Annotated in this window: 13 protein-coding genes; 9 read left to right on the forward strand and 4 right to left on the reverse strand. The window is 76.0% G+C overall.

Annotation, left to right across the window (positions count from 1 at the left end; genetic code table 11):
* Positions 1–3 precede the first annotated feature (3 nt).
* From pgsA to O2W17_RS21020, 4 genes are all read left to right on the forward strand, one after another.
* Positions 4–675 carry a CDP-diacylglycerol--glycerol-3-phosphate 3-phosphatidyltransferase gene (gene pgsA / locus O2W17_RS21005; protein WP_269194427.1) on the forward strand — a complete coding sequence of 224 codons (672 nt, stop codon included), beginning with the start codon at positions 4–6 and terminating at the stop codon, positions 673–675.
* Between the two features lie 5 nt (positions 676–680).
* Positions 681–1,220, forward strand: a complete 540-nt coding sequence (locus O2W17_RS21010) for a CinA family protein (protein ID WP_269194428.1) — start codon at positions 681–683, stop codon at positions 1,218–1,220.
* Between the two features lie 106 nt (positions 1,221–1,326).
* A complete protein-coding gene (locus O2W17_RS21015) occupies positions 1,327–1,731 on the forward strand; it encodes a helix-turn-helix domain-containing protein (RefSeq protein ID WP_269194429.1) in 405 nt (134 codons plus the stop codon).
* Positions 1,732–1,757: 26 nt separating this feature from the next.
* Complete coding sequence (locus tag O2W17_RS21020) at positions 1,758–2,249, forward strand: TetR/AcrR family transcriptional regulator (protein WP_269194430.1); 492 nt, start codon at positions 1,758–1,760, stop codon at positions 2,247–2,249.
* Between the two features lie 16 nt (positions 2,250–2,265).
* Here the strand turns inward: O2W17_RS21020 and O2W17_RS21025 are convergent, their stop codons facing one another.
* On the reverse strand, positions 2,266–2,751 hold the full coding sequence (locus O2W17_RS21025) for a GNAT family N-acetyltransferase (RefSeq protein ID WP_269194431.1): 486 nt from the start codon (positions 2,749–2,751) through the stop codon (positions 2,266–2,268).
* Positions 2,748–3,761, reverse strand: coding sequence for a PfkB family carbohydrate kinase (locus O2W17_RS21030; protein ID WP_269194432.1), 1,014 nt, complete (start codon positions 3,759–3,761; stop codon positions 2,748–2,750). The genes O2W17_RS21025 and O2W17_RS21030 overlap by 4 nt, the downstream gene beginning before the upstream one ends.
* A gap of 124 nt (positions 3,762–3,885) precedes the next feature.
* Here O2W17_RS21030 and O2W17_RS21035 point away from each other — a divergent pair, with 124 nt between their 5' ends.
* On the forward strand, positions 3,886–4,725 hold the full coding sequence (locus tag O2W17_RS21035; protein WP_269194433.1) for a PspA/IM30 family protein: 840 nt from the start codon (positions 3,886–3,888) through the stop codon (positions 4,723–4,725).
* Between the two features lie 58 nt (positions 4,726–4,783).
* Here the strand turns inward: O2W17_RS21035 and O2W17_RS21040 are convergent, their stop codons facing one another.
* Positions 4,784–5,641 (reverse strand): DNA-formamidopyrimidine glycosylase family protein, encoded by an 858-nt coding sequence (locus tag O2W17_RS21040; protein WP_269194434.1) that lies wholly within the window; start codon positions 5,639–5,641, stop codon positions 4,784–4,786.
* 102 nt (positions 5,642–5,743) lie between these two features.
* On the opposite strand from O2W17_RS21040, the gene O2W17_RS21045 reads away from it, so the two are divergent.
* Positions 5,744–6,325: an antibiotic biosynthesis monooxygenase gene (locus tag O2W17_RS21045; protein WP_269194435.1), complete on the forward strand. Its 582-nt coding sequence runs from the start codon at positions 5,744–5,746 to the stop codon at positions 6,323–6,325.
* Positions 6,326–6,341: 16 nt separating this feature from the next.
* Here the strand turns inward: O2W17_RS21045 and O2W17_RS21050 are convergent, their stop codons facing one another.
* Positions 6,342–10,973 carry an ATP-dependent helicase gene (locus tag O2W17_RS21050; protein WP_269194436.1) on the reverse strand — a complete coding sequence of 1,544 codons (4,632 nt, stop codon included), beginning with the start codon at positions 10,971–10,973 and terminating at the stop codon, positions 6,342–6,344.
* A gap of 89 nt (positions 10,974–11,062) precedes the next feature.
* Here O2W17_RS21050 and O2W17_RS21055 point away from each other — a divergent pair, with 89 nt between their 5' ends.
* The 3 genes from O2W17_RS21055 (at position 11,063) to recA (ending at position 13,898) form a co-directional block, all read left to right on the forward strand.
* Positions 11,063–12,340 carry an MFS transporter gene (locus O2W17_RS21055; protein ID WP_269194437.1) on the forward strand — a complete coding sequence of 426 codons (1,278 nt, stop codon included), beginning with the start codon at positions 11,063–11,065 and terminating at the stop codon, positions 12,338–12,340.
* A 146-nt stretch (positions 12,341–12,486) separates the two neighbouring features.
* On the forward strand, positions 12,487–12,681 hold the full coding sequence (locus O2W17_RS21060; protein WP_269194438.1) for a DUF3046 domain-containing protein: 195 nt from the start codon (positions 12,487–12,489) through the stop codon (positions 12,679–12,681).
* 179 nt (positions 12,682–12,860) lie between these two features.
* Positions 12,861–13,898, forward strand: a complete 1,038-nt coding sequence (recA, locus tag O2W17_RS21065; RefSeq protein ID WP_269194439.1) for a recombinase RecA — start codon at positions 12,861–12,863, stop codon at positions 13,896–13,898.
* The last annotated feature ends 3 nt before the right edge of the window (positions 13,899–13,901 follow it).

Raw genomic sequence — 13,901 nt, forward strand, 5'->3', positions numbered from 1 at the left:
CAGGTGACCGACGTCGCCCCGGACCCGGCAGCCACGCCCCCGCAGTCGGTGCGGCTGGTCAACCTGCCCAACGCGCTCACGGTGCTCCGGCTGGCCGTCGTCCCGGTGTTCGCGGTGCTGCTGCTCCAGGACGACGGGCTCAGCGACGCCGGCCGCTACTGGGCGACGCTGGTGTTCGGCCTGGCGATCATCACCGACCGCTACGACGGGCTGATCGCCCGCCGGACCGGGCAGGTGACCGAGTTCGGCAAGCTCGCCGACCCGATCGCCGACAAGGCGCTCACCGGGACGGCGCTGATCTGCCTGTCGGTGCTCGCCCTCCTGCCCTGGTGGGTGACGGTCGTGATCCTCGTCCGCGAGGTCGGCGTCACCCTGCTGCGGTTCTGGGTCATCCGGCACGGCGTCATCGCGGCCAGCCGCGGGGGCAAGGTCAAGACGGTCGTCCAGGCGCTGGCGATCGCGCTGTACATCCTGCCGCTGACCGGCGCCCTGGCCACCGCGCGCTGGTGGGTCATGGCCGCCGCGGTCCTGCTGACCGTGCTCTCCGGCCTGGACTACGTCTACCGGGCCGTCACGCTCCGGCAGACGAGCGCCCGCGCCATGCGCGCCGCCACCGCCCGGCGGGCGGCCGGGCCGAGCACCGGTTCCGGCACCCGCACCGACACCGCGGCCTGACGCCGGTGAGCACCCCGGTCGACCGGCCCACGCCCGAGGCGCTCGCGGCCGAGCTGCACCTGGCGCTGCTGGCCCGCGGGGCGACCGTCGCCGCGGCCGAGTCGCTCACCGCCGGCCTGTTCTGCGCCACCCTGGCCTCGGTCCCCGGCGCGAGCGCCACGCTGCGCGGGGGCGCCGTCGTCTACGCCACCGACCTCAAGGCCGTCCTGGCCGGGGTGCCGGCCGAGCTGCTCGACGCGCACGGGCCGGTCAGCCCGCAGACCGCCGCCGCGCTGGCCGCGGGCATCCGCGAGCGCTGCGGGGCGACCTGGGGCGTCGGCCTCACCGGGGTCGCCGGGCCCGACCCGGTCGACGGCCACGGGCCCGGCCGGGTCTACCTCGGCATCAGCGACGGCGAGCGCACCGACGTCGTCGAGCTCGACGTCCCCGGCAACCGCGCCGCCGTGCGCGGCGCCGCGGTCGGGAGCGCCTTCGCCGCGCTGCTGGACCGGCTGGGGGCGCCCGCCACCGGGAACGACACCTCCGCAGCGGGCGTTACGCCATGAGCGGACTCGGCCCCGTCGGGGGGCTGGCGGCGCACGCGCCGCGTACCGTGAGCGCACGGTGCTCGATGGCACCGCCGCTTCCCCGCTCGCAGGACAGGAGACGGCCATGACGCTGCTGCGCACCCAGCTCGGGAACACCCTGCGCGGCCACCGGCTGCGTCAGCACCGCACGTTGCGCGACGTCTCCGGTGCCGCCCGGGTCAGCTTGGGCTACCTCTCCGAGGTGGAGCGGGGGCAGAAGGAGGCCTCCTCCGAGCTGCTCGCCTCCATCTGCGACGCGCTCGAGGTGGAGCTGGCGGACCTGCTCGCCGAGGTGAGCCTCGAGCTGCGCGGCGCGGCCGCCGGCGGCGAGGTCCGCCCGCTCACCGCGTCCGGCGAGGCCGCCGTGGCCGAGGCCGCGGCCGTCCCCGCGCTGTCCGACGCCGCCGCCGAGCCCGCGCTGGCGCTCGTCGGCGCCGGGCAGCAGGGCCGCGCGGCGCAGCGGCGCGACGCCGTCTCGCTGGCCGCCTGATCCCTGGCGGGCGCCCCCGCGGCGTCGTGAACCGGACGCGGGCGGGGCTGCTCGGCGGCGCCGCCCGCGCCTTCGCCGCGCACGGCCCGCGGCGCAGCACCATGCAGTCGGTCGCGGTCGCCTCGGGCGTGGCCAAGGCCACGCTCTACAACCACTCCCGGACCAAGGACGACGTGGCCCGCGCCCTGCTGGACGCCGAGCTGCGGCGCCTCACCGACCTGACCGCGGGCCGTCCGGTCGCCGAGGCGCTTCCCGCGCTCGCCGACGAGCTGGCCACCCACCCGGTGCTGCGCCGGATGGCCGAGACCGAGCCGGACCAGCTGGTGGCGCTGCTGAGCCCCGGCGCGACCGGCTGGGCGGAGCTCACCCGGCGGCTGGCCGCAGCCCTGGGGATCTCCGCGGACGGCGCCGAGCTGGTCGCCCGGTGGCTGCTCGGCGTGGTGCTCCAGCCCGGCCTGACGACGCTGCGGCGGCGGCACGCCGCGCTCGTGGCACAGCTCCTGGAGCCCGCGGGCTGAACCGCCCGGCGGCCGCTCAGCGCCGGGGCAGGCCGCGGGTGAACACCGTCCGGTCCTCGCCGGGCCCACCGTGTCCCGGGGAGGATGCCGCGACGGCTCCCGAGCGCGCGGCGAGGGCGGCGGCGGCCGTGTCCTCGGCGAGGGCGACGGCCTGCACGGCGCGGGCGCCGACGCCGGCGGCCAGGTCCGCGAAGCGCTGCAGCAGCCGGGTGGCCAGGCCGGTGCGTCGCCGTCCGGGGTGCACGGCGACGGCCTGCACGACGGCGAGCCGGTCGGCGCTCACCACGCCCAGCAGGTACCCGGCGTCCTCGTCGTCGGGTGTCAGCGCGACGGCGCCGAAGCCGCCGAGCTGGTGGAAGAACACCGGGTCGTGCAGGGCCACCACGGCGTCGTCGGACAGCGGGGACCCGGCCCAGAACTCGGCGCGGCGGGCGAGCAGCCGGCCGCGCAGCGCACCGGCGGAGAGCTCCTCGAATCCGACCAGGCGGAGCTCCCCGGTCACCGGCGCTCCCGAGCGGCGGTGAGCTCGTCCCGGGTGGGGGGATCGGCGCCCACCCGGGTGCAGTTCAGCGCCGCGACGAGGGCGGCGTCGTCGACCACGGCCAGCAGCTCGTCGTCGGACAGGTCCGCCAGCGCGTCCCGGGTGGTGGTGCCGCAGGCCAGCAGACCGGTGAGCAGGCCGGCGGCCAGCGAGTCGCCGGCCCCGACGGTGTCGACGACGTCGACGCGCGGGCTCTCCCGGCGCAGCAGCGGCCGGCCGGGGCGGGCGACCCGCAGCGGTGCGCCGCCGTCGGTGAGGACCACCAGCGCCGGGCCCCGCTCCGCCCAGCGGCGGGCTGCCTCGTCGAGGTCGGTGGTGTCCGGCTCCAGCCAGGCGAGGTCCTCCGCGCTGACCTTCACCAGGTCGGCGCGGGCGACCAGTGCCTCCAGCCGCCGGGTGACGGCGCTCCGGTCGTTGCCGAGGCTGCCGCCCACCGGGCCCTCGGCCAGCATCGGCCGGATGTTCGGGTCGACGCTGATCAGCGCGTGCCCGGACAGCCGCTCGACCAGCCGGGCGATGGCGGCGCTGCCGGGCTCGGTCCAGCTGGAGATGGAGCCGACGTGCAGGGCGCCCACGTCGGCGGGCAGTGCCCGGGTCAGCTCGTCGTCGGTCCACTGCCAGTCGGCGGCGCCCAGCACGTGGAAGCCGTAGTCGGGGGAGCCGTCGGCGCCGAGACCGACGACGGCCAGGCTGACCGGCTCCCCGGCGTCGACGAAGCCGGCGGTGTCGACACCGGCGAGCTCGGCGTGCCGCCGCAGGTGCCCGGCCAGGGGTCCGGTGCCGAGCCGGGCCAGCAACCGCACCGGCGCACCGAGCCGGCCGGCGGCGACGGCGACGTTGAGGGCGTTGCCGCCCGGTCGTGCGACGTAGTGCGGCGCCGTCCCCTCGGGGCCGGCGCCGGCCTCGGGGACGGGCAGCAGGTCGACGACCAGCTCACCGAGGACGCAGAGGGTCGGACCGGCGGGATGCACGCCGGAAACCCTAGCCGCGGCACCGATCGTGGTGCCCGCGTTGGCTGCGGAGCGAGATCACCTGGGACGATGCTGGGTGACGAGCATCGCCGGGCCGGCATTCACGCCGGAGCAGGAGGACCCCATGCCCAATCCGTTCGTGAAGCTGTGGAAGTACCTCACCGCATCGGCCAACGCCCAGATCGACCAGCGGGCGGATCCGAAGATCCAGATCGCGCAGGCGATCGAGGCCGAGCAGACGCGGCACCAGTCGCTGGCCAACCAGGCGGCCGCCGTGCTGGGCAACCAGCGGCAGCTGGAGATGCGGCTGAACCGGCAGCTCGGCGAGGTGGAGAAGCTGCAGGCCTCCGCCCGGCAGGCCCTGACCCTCGCCGACCAGACGCGGGCCAAGGGCGACGCCGCCAAGGCCGCCGAGTACGAGCAGGCCGCGCAGGCGTTCGCCACCCAGCTGGTCGCCGCCGAGCAGTCGATGGAGGACCTCAAGCGCAGCCACGACGAGGCCCTGCAGGCCGCCCAGCAGGCCCGCGGCGCCGTGGAGCAGTCCCGCATGCGGCTGCAGACGACGCTGGCCGAGCGCACCAAGCTCATGAGCCAGCTCGAGCAGGCCAAGATGCAGGAGCACGTCGCCGACTCGCTGCGCCAGGTCAACGAGCTCTCCGCGCCGGGCAACACGCCGTCGCTGACGGAGGTCCGCGACAAGATCGAGGCCCGCTACGCCAACGCGCTCGGCCAGGCCGAGCTGGCGCAGACCTCGGTGGAGGGCCGGATGCTCGAGGTGCAGAAGGCGACCCTCGACGTCGCCGGCGCCTCGCGCCTGGACCAGATCCGCGCCTCCATGGGCGGCGGTGCGCCGGCGGTCGAGGGCACGTCCGCCGCCGGTGCCATCGAGCAGGGTGCGCCGTCGGTGTCGGCCGCCGAGCAGCGCGAGGCGCAGCCGGCAGACCGCCCCGAGGCCCAGCAGTAGCAGGGCCCGCGGCCCCCTCCGCCCGGCGCGCGCCCGCGCGGTGGGGGCCGGCCCTCCGTCAGCCGGGCGTCGCGACGGGGGGCGGCCGGCCCGGTTCGCCGGTCCGCGCCGTCGCGGCGACGGGGGAGCGCGCCGCCTGGCAGCGCGGGCACCAGTAGGTCACCCGCTCCTGGAGGTGCGGCCCCTGGTCGCCCATGAGGATCGGCGTCCGGCACCGCCGGCAGGGCTTGCCCTTGCGCCCGTACACCCAGTGGTCCTGGCCGCGGCGCAGGTCGCCGGTGGTGCTCTGCTCGGGGTGGTCGCGGTTGGCGAGCATCAGGGTGCGCGCACGGGTGACGAGGAGCTCGAGCTTCCCGTCCACGTCCGCCACGCGTGCCCAGGGGTGCACGCCGCAGAGGAAGAGCGACTCGACCTTGTAGAGGTTGCCGGGGCCGGCCAGGTTGCGCTGGTCGAGGATGGCGACGCCGATCTCCTCGTCGGGGTGCGAGCGGAGCCGGCGCAGCGCCTCCGCCAGATCCCAGTCGGGCCCGAGGACGTCGGGGCCGAGGTGGCCGACCAGGCGGCCCTCGTCGCTGGTGGGGACGATGTCGACGTCGTGCAGCCGGTAGCCCACGCACTCCCACTCGTCGGTGGCCAGGACGACGCGGACGTCGTAGGCGGGCCCGCCGCGCCACTTCGCGCCCGGCCGGTAGATGTGCCAGCTGCCGTCCATGCGGTAGTGCGTCCGGAGCGTGCGGTCGTCGGCCAGCCGGGTCAGCATGTGCTTGCCGCGCGGGACGACCTCCCGGACCGTGGCGCCGGCGAGGTCGAGCGCGGCCAGCTGCGGCAGGCGGAACTCGCCCCGGCGCAGGGTCGCTCCGGCCAGCGCCTGGTTCATGCGCTTGGCCGCCAGCCAGACGGTGTCTCCTTCGGGCACGTCCCCATGATCCCCGGCCGCGCCGCGGTCTGCCCCTCCGGTGTGAGACCCCCGACAGGCGGGAAGGGGGCGGCGCCGCGGCGCGCTGCACCCGCTGTGCAGGTGACCGAACGGATCCGGACCCGACTCGTGGGTGGCGCCGTCCCCGGTGCCGCGGCTGCCGAGCCGGTGACGGTCACGGTGGCGCGGGTGGTCCGGCCGGAGCAGCAGGACGCCTTCGAGCGCTGGGCCGCCGACGTGCAGCAGCTCGCCGCGTCCTTCCCCGGCCATCTCGGCTCCACGCTCCTGCGCCCCGGTCCGGCCAGCGACGAGTACCACCTGGTCTACCGGTTCCGCGACGACGAGTCGCTGGCCGCCTGGGAACGTTCGGCCGAGCGGCGCGCCGCCCTGGACCGGGTGCAGCAGCTGGTCGAGGACGAGCGGATCTCCCGGGCCGTCGGGCTGCAGAGCTTCTTCGCGGTGCCGGCTAAGCCGGGGCCGGTGTGGCGGAGCTGGTTGCTGACCGTCGCCGTCGTGCTGCTGTTCACCACGAGCTTCCAGCTGCTCGCCCTGCCACTGGTGGACAGCTGGCCCTGGCCGCTCCGGCTGCTGTTGTCGGCGATCTACGTCGTGACGGCGCTGCGCCTGCTCATGCCGCGGCTGAGCCGGTGGCTCGGCCGCTGGCTGGAGGGCTCCCGCCGCTGAGCGGCGTGGCCCGGGCTCAGGCCCGCAGCCGCAGGCCGCGCGGGGTCGCGGCGAACCCGGCGGCCTGGAGGGCCTGGGACAGCGGGGTCGACTCGTGCACCGAGGCGCCGTCGGCCTTCTGCACCACCATGCGCCCCAGCGCCCCGGCGGAGACCGCGCCCGACAGCGCCGTCGCCGCCTCCTTGAGCACCTGCTCGTCCTCGGTCCAGGACAGCAGCGTCTTCCCGCCGCGCTCGACGTAGAGCACCAGCTCGCCGTCGACCAGGACGACCAGCGCACCGGCCTTGCGGCCCGCGCGGTGCCCGGCGGCCTTCCGCGAGCCGCTGGTGCCCTCGCCGAGATCGACCGCGTCGCCGTCGACGGCGAGGGTGCGCTCCGGCCACGGGAGGGCGGCGCCGTAGACGTTCGCCGGGTCGGTGGCGGCCAGGACGACGGCCCCGGCCGGCACGCGGTCGGGGGAGGCGAAGCTGCGCAACCGGTCGACCGAGCCGGGGGTGCCGAACTGCGCGGCGCCGAGGGTCTCCACGAAGTAGCCGCGGCGCGCCCGGCCGTTGTCCTCGAACGCCCGCAGCACCGGGTAGACGGCGGAGAAGCCGCCGGTCACCTGCTCGGCCATCACCGCCCCGCGGGTGAGCACCCCGTGCCGCTCCAGGAGCGCCTCGGCCCGTGCGGTGCCCCGCCGGGTGGCGTTCGGCTCCCGAGCCGGCAGCCGGGACCACCGGCCGGCGACGGTCGGCGGTCCGGTGCGGGTGGGCATGGCCGGGCGGCCCAGGCGCGTCCGGCCGGCGCGGGCCCGGTCGAGGCGCACCCGCGGAGGCGCCGCGGGCTTGCGGTGCGTGCCGCTCCCGGCCAGCCGGGTGCGCAGCGGCGCCAGCGTGTCGTTGGTCAGCGCGCCGGCCCAGACCAGGTCCCACACCAGCTCGGCCAGCGCGGTGTCGTCGGTGGCGCCGACGGCGTCGGAGAGCCCGCGGAAGAACATCGCCTGGCCGCCGGCGAGCAGGTCCAGCAGCGGCTGCCCCTCAGGGGCGGTCTCGAGCTGCTCGGGCAGCAGCAGGGGCGCCAGGTCGGCGGGGACCAGGCTGATCCACCCGTCGCTGCCGGGGAGCCCGCCGGCGCCGGCCCACAGCACCTCCCCGGCGCTGGTGAGCTCGTCGAGCATGGCCGGGGAGTAGTCGCGCACCCGCCCCGGCAGCACCAGGGACTCCAGGGCGCTGGCCGGCACCAGCGCGCCGGCGAGCTGCTCCACGACGGCGAGGACGCCGTCGGCACCGCGCAGCCGGCTGCCCACCGACTGCCAGGACGGCGTGAACCGGGCCAGCGTGCCGATCGGCACCGGCTCGACCTCCTGGCGCAGCCGGGCCAGGCTCCGCCGCCGGATCGAGCGCAGGACGTCGGCGTCGCACCACTCCTGGCCGGAGCCGCCCGGGCGGAACTCCCCGGACACCAGCCGGCCGGTGCCGGTGAGCCGCTGCACCGTCGCCGTCACCACGGCGACGCCCAACCCGAGCCGGGCGGCCACCTCGGGGGGCTGGAAGGGGCCGTGGGTGCGGGCGTAGCGGCCGATGAGGTCACCCAGGGGGTCGGCGACCGGCTCGGTGAAGGCCTCCGGGACCCCGACCGGCAGCGCGGTGCCCAGGGCGTCGCGCAGCCGGCCGGCGTCCTCGATGGCGACGTACCGCTGCTCGCCGGCGATGCGGACCAGCAGCGCGCGGCGGGCCGCGACGAGCTCGTCCAGCCACTCCTGCGGCACGCCGCGCCGCGCGGCCTCGGCGGCGGTGAGGTCGCCGACGACGCGCAGCAGGTCGCCGCCGCCGTCGACGTCCCGCGGGTGCCGCTGCTGGGGGAGCCGCTGCAGCTCCTCCTCGATCTCGGCCATCGCCTCGGCGTCGAGCAGCTCGCGCAGCTCGGAGCGGCCGAGCAGCTCGGCGAGCAGGCCGGTGTCGAGCGCGAGCGCCTGCGCCCGGCGCTCGGCCAGGGGGGCGTCGCCCTCGTAGAGGAACTGCCCCACGTAGCCGAACAGCAGCGACTGGGCGAAGGGCGACGCCGACTCGGTCTGCACGTCGACGACGCGCACCCGCCGGGCACGGACGTCGGTCATCAGCTCGACCAGCCCCGGCACGTCGTAGACGTCCTGCAGCACCTCGCGGGCGGCTTCGAGGGTGATCGGGAACGACGAGAACTCGCTGGCGACCGAGAGCAGCTGGGCCGCCCGCTGCCGCTGCTGCCACAGGGGCGTGCGGCGGCGGGGGTCGCGCCGGGGGAGCAGCAGCGCACGGGCGGCGCACTCCCGGAAGCGGCTGGCGAACAGCGCGGAGCTGCCGACCTCGGCGGTCACCTCGCGCTCCACGTCGTCGGGGTCCAGGACGGCGAGGTCGGCCTCGGGCGGCTCGCCGGTCGTCTCGGGGAGCCGCAGCACGATGCCGTCGTCGGAGTGCATGGCCGAGACGTCGACGCCGTAGCGCTCGCGCAGCCGGGCGGCGAGGACCAGCGCCCAGGGCGCGTTCACCTGCGCGCCGAAGGGGGAGTGCACGACCAGCCGCCAGTCGCCCAGCTCGTCGCGGAACCGCTCGACCAGCAGCGTGCGGTCGTCGGGCAGGTGCCCGGTGGCCGCCTTCTGCTCCGCCAGGTAGGCGGCGAGGTTGGCCGCGCCCCACTCGTCGAGACCGGCCGCGCGGGCCCGCTCCAGCCCGGCCTCCGGCGTCGCGGCGCCGACCTCGCGCAGGAACGCGCCCAGCGCCCGGCCCAGCTCCAGCGGGCGGCCGGGGGCGTCGCCGTGCCAGAACGGCATCTTCCCGGCCTGCCCGGGGGCCGGGGTGACCAGCACCCGGTCGTGGGTGATGTCCTCGATCCGCCACGACGACGAGCCGAGCAGGAAGACGTCGCCGACCCGCGACTCGTAGACCATCTCCTCGTCGAGCTCGCCGACCCGGCGACCGCCACCTCGTCCATCGGCACTGCCCTCGCCGCCGACGAGGAAGACGCCGAAGAGGCCGCGGTCGGGGATCGTGCCGCCGCTGGTGACCGCCAGCCGCTGGGCACCGGCCCGGGCGGTGAGGGTGTCGGTGACGCGGTCCCAGGTCAGCCGCGGGCGCAGCTCGGCGAACGCGTCGGAGGGGTAGCGGCCGGCCAGCATGTCCAGCACCGCGTGCAGCGCGGACTCCGGCAGCGAGGAGAACGCCGCCGAGCGGCGGACCAGCGCCCCCACCTCGTCGACGGTGCGCGGCCGCTCGGAGACGACCGCGACGATCTGCTGGGCGAGCACGTCGAGCGGGTTGCGCAGGTAGCGGATCGACTCGATGGCGCCGGCCTTCATCCGCTCGGCGACCAGCGCGCACTGCACGAGGTCGCCGCGGTACTTCGGGAAGAGCACGCCCCGGCTGACCGCGCCCACCTGGTGCCCGGCCCGCCCGACCCGCTGCAGGCCGCTGGCGACCGTCGGCGGCGCCTCCACCTGGACGACGAGGTCGACCGCGCCCATGTCGATGCCCAGCTCCAGGCTCGAGGTCGCGACGACGGCGGGCAGCCGGCCGGACTTCAGCGCCTCCTCGACGATCGCCCGCTGCTCGCGGGACACCGACCCGTGGTGGGCGGCCGCGACCGGCTGCACCCCCTCGGGCACGCCACCCCCGGAGCCCGCCTGCGCCATGAGCGCCGCCGCGTTCGTGCCCGGCGGCACGGTCTCGCCGGTGGCGCGCTCGTAGGCCAGCTCGTTGAGCCGGCTGGTCAGCCGTTCGGCCAGCCGCCGGGAGTTGGCGAAGACGATCGTGCTGCGGTGCGCCTGGACGAGGTCGAGCACGCGTTCCTCGACCGCCGGCCAGATGGAGTTGCGCGGCTGGTTGCCGGCCGCGGACCCCTCGAGCTCGCCGGTCGGCTGGCCCAGCTCGCTCATGTCCTCGATCGGCACGACGACCGAGAGGTCCCACTGCTTGGTCGAGCCGGGGGAGACCACCTGCACCGGGCGGCCGCCGGCCAGGAAGGTGGCGACCTCCTCGATCGGGCGCACGGTGGCCGACAGGCCGATCCGCTGCGCCGGCCGCTCGAGCAGCTCGTCGAGCCGGTCGAGGGTGACGGCCAGGTGGGCGCCGCGCTTGGAGTCGGTGACCGCGTGCACCTCGTCGACGATCACCGTCTCCACCCCGCGCAGCGCCTCGCGGGCGGCGCTGGTGAGCAGCAGGAACAGCGACTCCGGGGTGGTGATCAGGATGTCCGGCGGGCGGCGGACGAAGGTGCGCCGCTCGTCGGCCGGGGTGTCGCCGGAGCGGATGCCCACCTTGATCTCCGGCCGGGGCAGCCCGAGCCGTGCCGCGGCCTGCCCGATGCCGGTCAGCGGCGCCCGCAGGTTGCGCTCGACGTCGACGGCGAGGGCCTTGAGCGGCGACACGTAGAGGACGCGGCACCGCGTCCGCTCGTCGGCGGGCGGGGTGGCGGCGAGCCGGTCGAGCGACCAGAGGAACGCCGCCAGCGTCTTGCCCGAGCCCGTGGGGGCGACCACCAGCGCGTGCTCGCCGCTGCTGATCGCCCGCCAGGCGCCGTCCTGGGCGGCGGTGGGGCGCTCGAAGGCGCCGGTGAACCAGTCCCTGGTCGGCGCGGAGAACCGGCTCAGGGCGCCGTGCCCCTCGGCACGGTCGGAGGTGGGGCGGGCGGGCACGCGCTCAGTGTCCCCGGGATGTACGACACTTCGCTGGCCGGCGGCCGAGCCGGCCGCGGGGACCACCCGCACGGGAGACAGGAGCGCTCGTGGCACCGCTGCAGCAGTCGGACGCCGGGATCGACGTCGCCCGCGTGCAGCGCCGCACGCTGGGCGTCCTGAGCGGTGGCGTCGCGCTGGCCGGCCTGGGCGTCACCGTCGGCATCACCGCCGGCGGGCTGCTCGCCCGCGACGTCGCCGGCACCGACAGCGCCTCCGGGCTCGGGCAGACCGCGGGCGTCCTCGGCGCGGCCGCCCTCGCGGTGCCGCTGGCCCGGATCAGCGCCACCGTCGGCCGGCGCACCGGGCTGGCCGTCGGGTACGCCATCAGCGTCGTCGGCGCGGTGCTCACCGTCCTGGCCGCGGCGGCGTCCTCGCTGCCGCTGCTGCTGGGAGGCCTGTTCCTGTTCGGGGCGGCCACCGCCTGCGGTCTGCAGTCCCGGTACGCCGCGGCCGACCTGGCTGCGCCCGAACGCCGGGCCCGGGCGCTGTCCCTCGTCGTCTGGGCCACCACCATCGGCTCGGTGATCGGGCCCAACCTGGCGCGTCCGGGGGCGCGGCTGGGGGAGGCGCTCGGCCTCCCCGCGCTCGGCGGGGTGTTCGCCCTCTCGGCCGTCGTGTTCGCCGTCGTCGCCGTGGGCTTCCTCGTGCTGCTGCGCCCCGACCCGCTGCTGCTCGCCCGGCGGCTCGGCGGGGGTGGCGCCGGCGCCCCGCCCCGGCGGGCCACCGGGGCCGCGCTGCGCGCGGTGTGGGCCACCCCCGCGGGTCGCCTGGGGCTCACCTCGGTCGTGGTGGCGCACTCGGTCATGGTCGGCGTCATGGTGATGACGCCGGTGCACATGGGCCACGCCGGCGGCACCGAGGACGCCGTCCTCCGGCTGGTGGGGCTGGTCATCAGCGTGCACGTGGCCGGCATGTACCTGTTCTCCCCGCTGGTCGGCGTGCTTGCCGACAAGGCCGGCGCCCCGGCCGTCGTGGCCCTGGGGAGCGGCCTGCTGCTGGCCGCCGCCGCCGTGGCGGGGACGGCGGCCCCCGCCGACTCGGTGCAGCTGGGCGTGGGCCTGGTCCTGCTGGGCCTGGGCTGGTCGTGCGGGCTGATCGCGGGCTCGGCGCTGGTGACGACGTCGGTGGGCGCGGAGCTGCGGCCGACCGCGCAGGGCGGCACCGACCTGCTGATGGGCCTGGGCGCGGCCCTGGCCGGGGTGGTCGGCGGTCCGCTGCTCGCGTGGGGCGGGTTCGGCCTGGTGTCCGCGGTGTCGGCGGCGCTGGTGCTCCCGCTCGCCTGGGTGTGGGCGACCTCGCGGGTCAGCGCCCGCGGTAGTTCCTGATCAGCAGCACGATCGTCACGATCAGCGCCAGGACGATGCCGATCTCGAGGACGATGTCGAGCGTCTGCGAGCCCGTGCCCGGAATCATGCCGTCGAGCCTAGGGCGGGTGCGGCGCCGCCGGGAGCCGGCGGGTTAGCGTCGGGGCGTGCGCCTGCAGGAGTTCTGGTCCCGCCTCGACGGTCAGTTCGGGGCCATGCGCGCGCAGAGCGTCGCGCGCGACCACGTCTTCACCGACCTCGGCGGGCGCACGGCGGTCGACGCCATCGAGGCCGGTGTCCCGGTGCGCAAGGTGTGGCTCGCGGTCTGCGAGGACTTCGACGTGCCGGCCAAGGAGCGGTGACCGGGACCGGAGCTGGGGCCCCGGCGTGTCGGCCTGGCGATCGAACACGTGTTCGGCCTACTGTGTCGTCGTCCACAGGCGGCCGGTCCTCCACAGCCCGCCCCGGAATCGGAAAACTGTCGGTGCCTCGCCCTAGCGTCGGTCCCGACCCGCTTCTCGCGAACCGAAGGTGACGCACCATGGCAGCAACGCTCGACCGCGACAAGGCCCTCGACATGGCCCTCGCCCAGATCGACAAGCAGTTCGGCAAGGGCTCGGTCATGCGGCTGGGCGACAGCCCCGAGGTGGCCATCAAGGTCATCCCGACCGGCTCGATCGCCCTCGACATCGCCCTGGGCATCGGTGGCCTGCCCCGCGGCCGCGTCGTGGAGGTCTACGGGCCGGAGTCCTCCGGTAAGACCACGGTGGCCCTGCACGCGGTGGCCAACGCCCAGGCCGCCGGCGGCATCGCCGCCTTCATCGACGCCGAGCACGCGCTCGACCCGGAGTACGCCCGCGCCATCGGCGTGGACACCGACGCGCTCCTGGTCAGCCAGCCCGACACCGGTGAGCAGGCGCTCGAGATCGCCGACATGCTGATCCGCTCCGGTGCGCTCGACGTCATCGTCATCGACTCCGTCGCGGCCCTCGTGCCCCGCGCCGAGATCGAGGGCGAGATGGGTGACAGCCACGTGGGTCTGCAGGCTCGCCTGATGAGCCAGGCGCTGCGGAAGATCACCGGTGCGCTGAGCAACTCGGGCACGACGGCGATCTTCATCAACCAGCTGCGCGAGAAGGTCGGCGTGGTCTACGGCTCGCCCGAGGTCACCACCGGTGGTCGCGCGCTGAAGTTCTACTCGTCGGTCCGGCTCGACGTCCGCCGCATCGAGACCCTCAAACAGGGCACCGACGCGATCGGCAGCCGCACCCGCATCAAGGTGGTCAAGAACAAGGTCGCCGCACCGTTCAAGCAGGCCGAGCTCGACATCCTCTGGGGTCAGGGCTTCAGCCGCGAGGGCGGCATCGTCGACGCCGGCGTCGAGCAGGGCTTCGTGAAGAAGTCCGGCGCCTGGTACACGTACGAGGGCGACCAGCTGGGCCAGGGCAAGGAGAACGTCCGCAACTTCCTGAAGGACAACCCCGACCTGGCCGACGAGATCGAGAAGAAGGTCAAGGAGAAGCTGGGCATCGGCCCGACGCTGGACGCCCCGGCGCCGGTCGACGCCCCCGACTTCTGACCC

The sequence above is a fragment of the Blastococcus sp. VKM Ac-2987 genome, from assembly GCF_026967805.1.
In the GTDB taxonomy this organism is placed as follows: Bacteria; Actinomycetota; Actinomycetes; order Mycobacteriales; family Geodermatophilaceae; genus Blastococcus.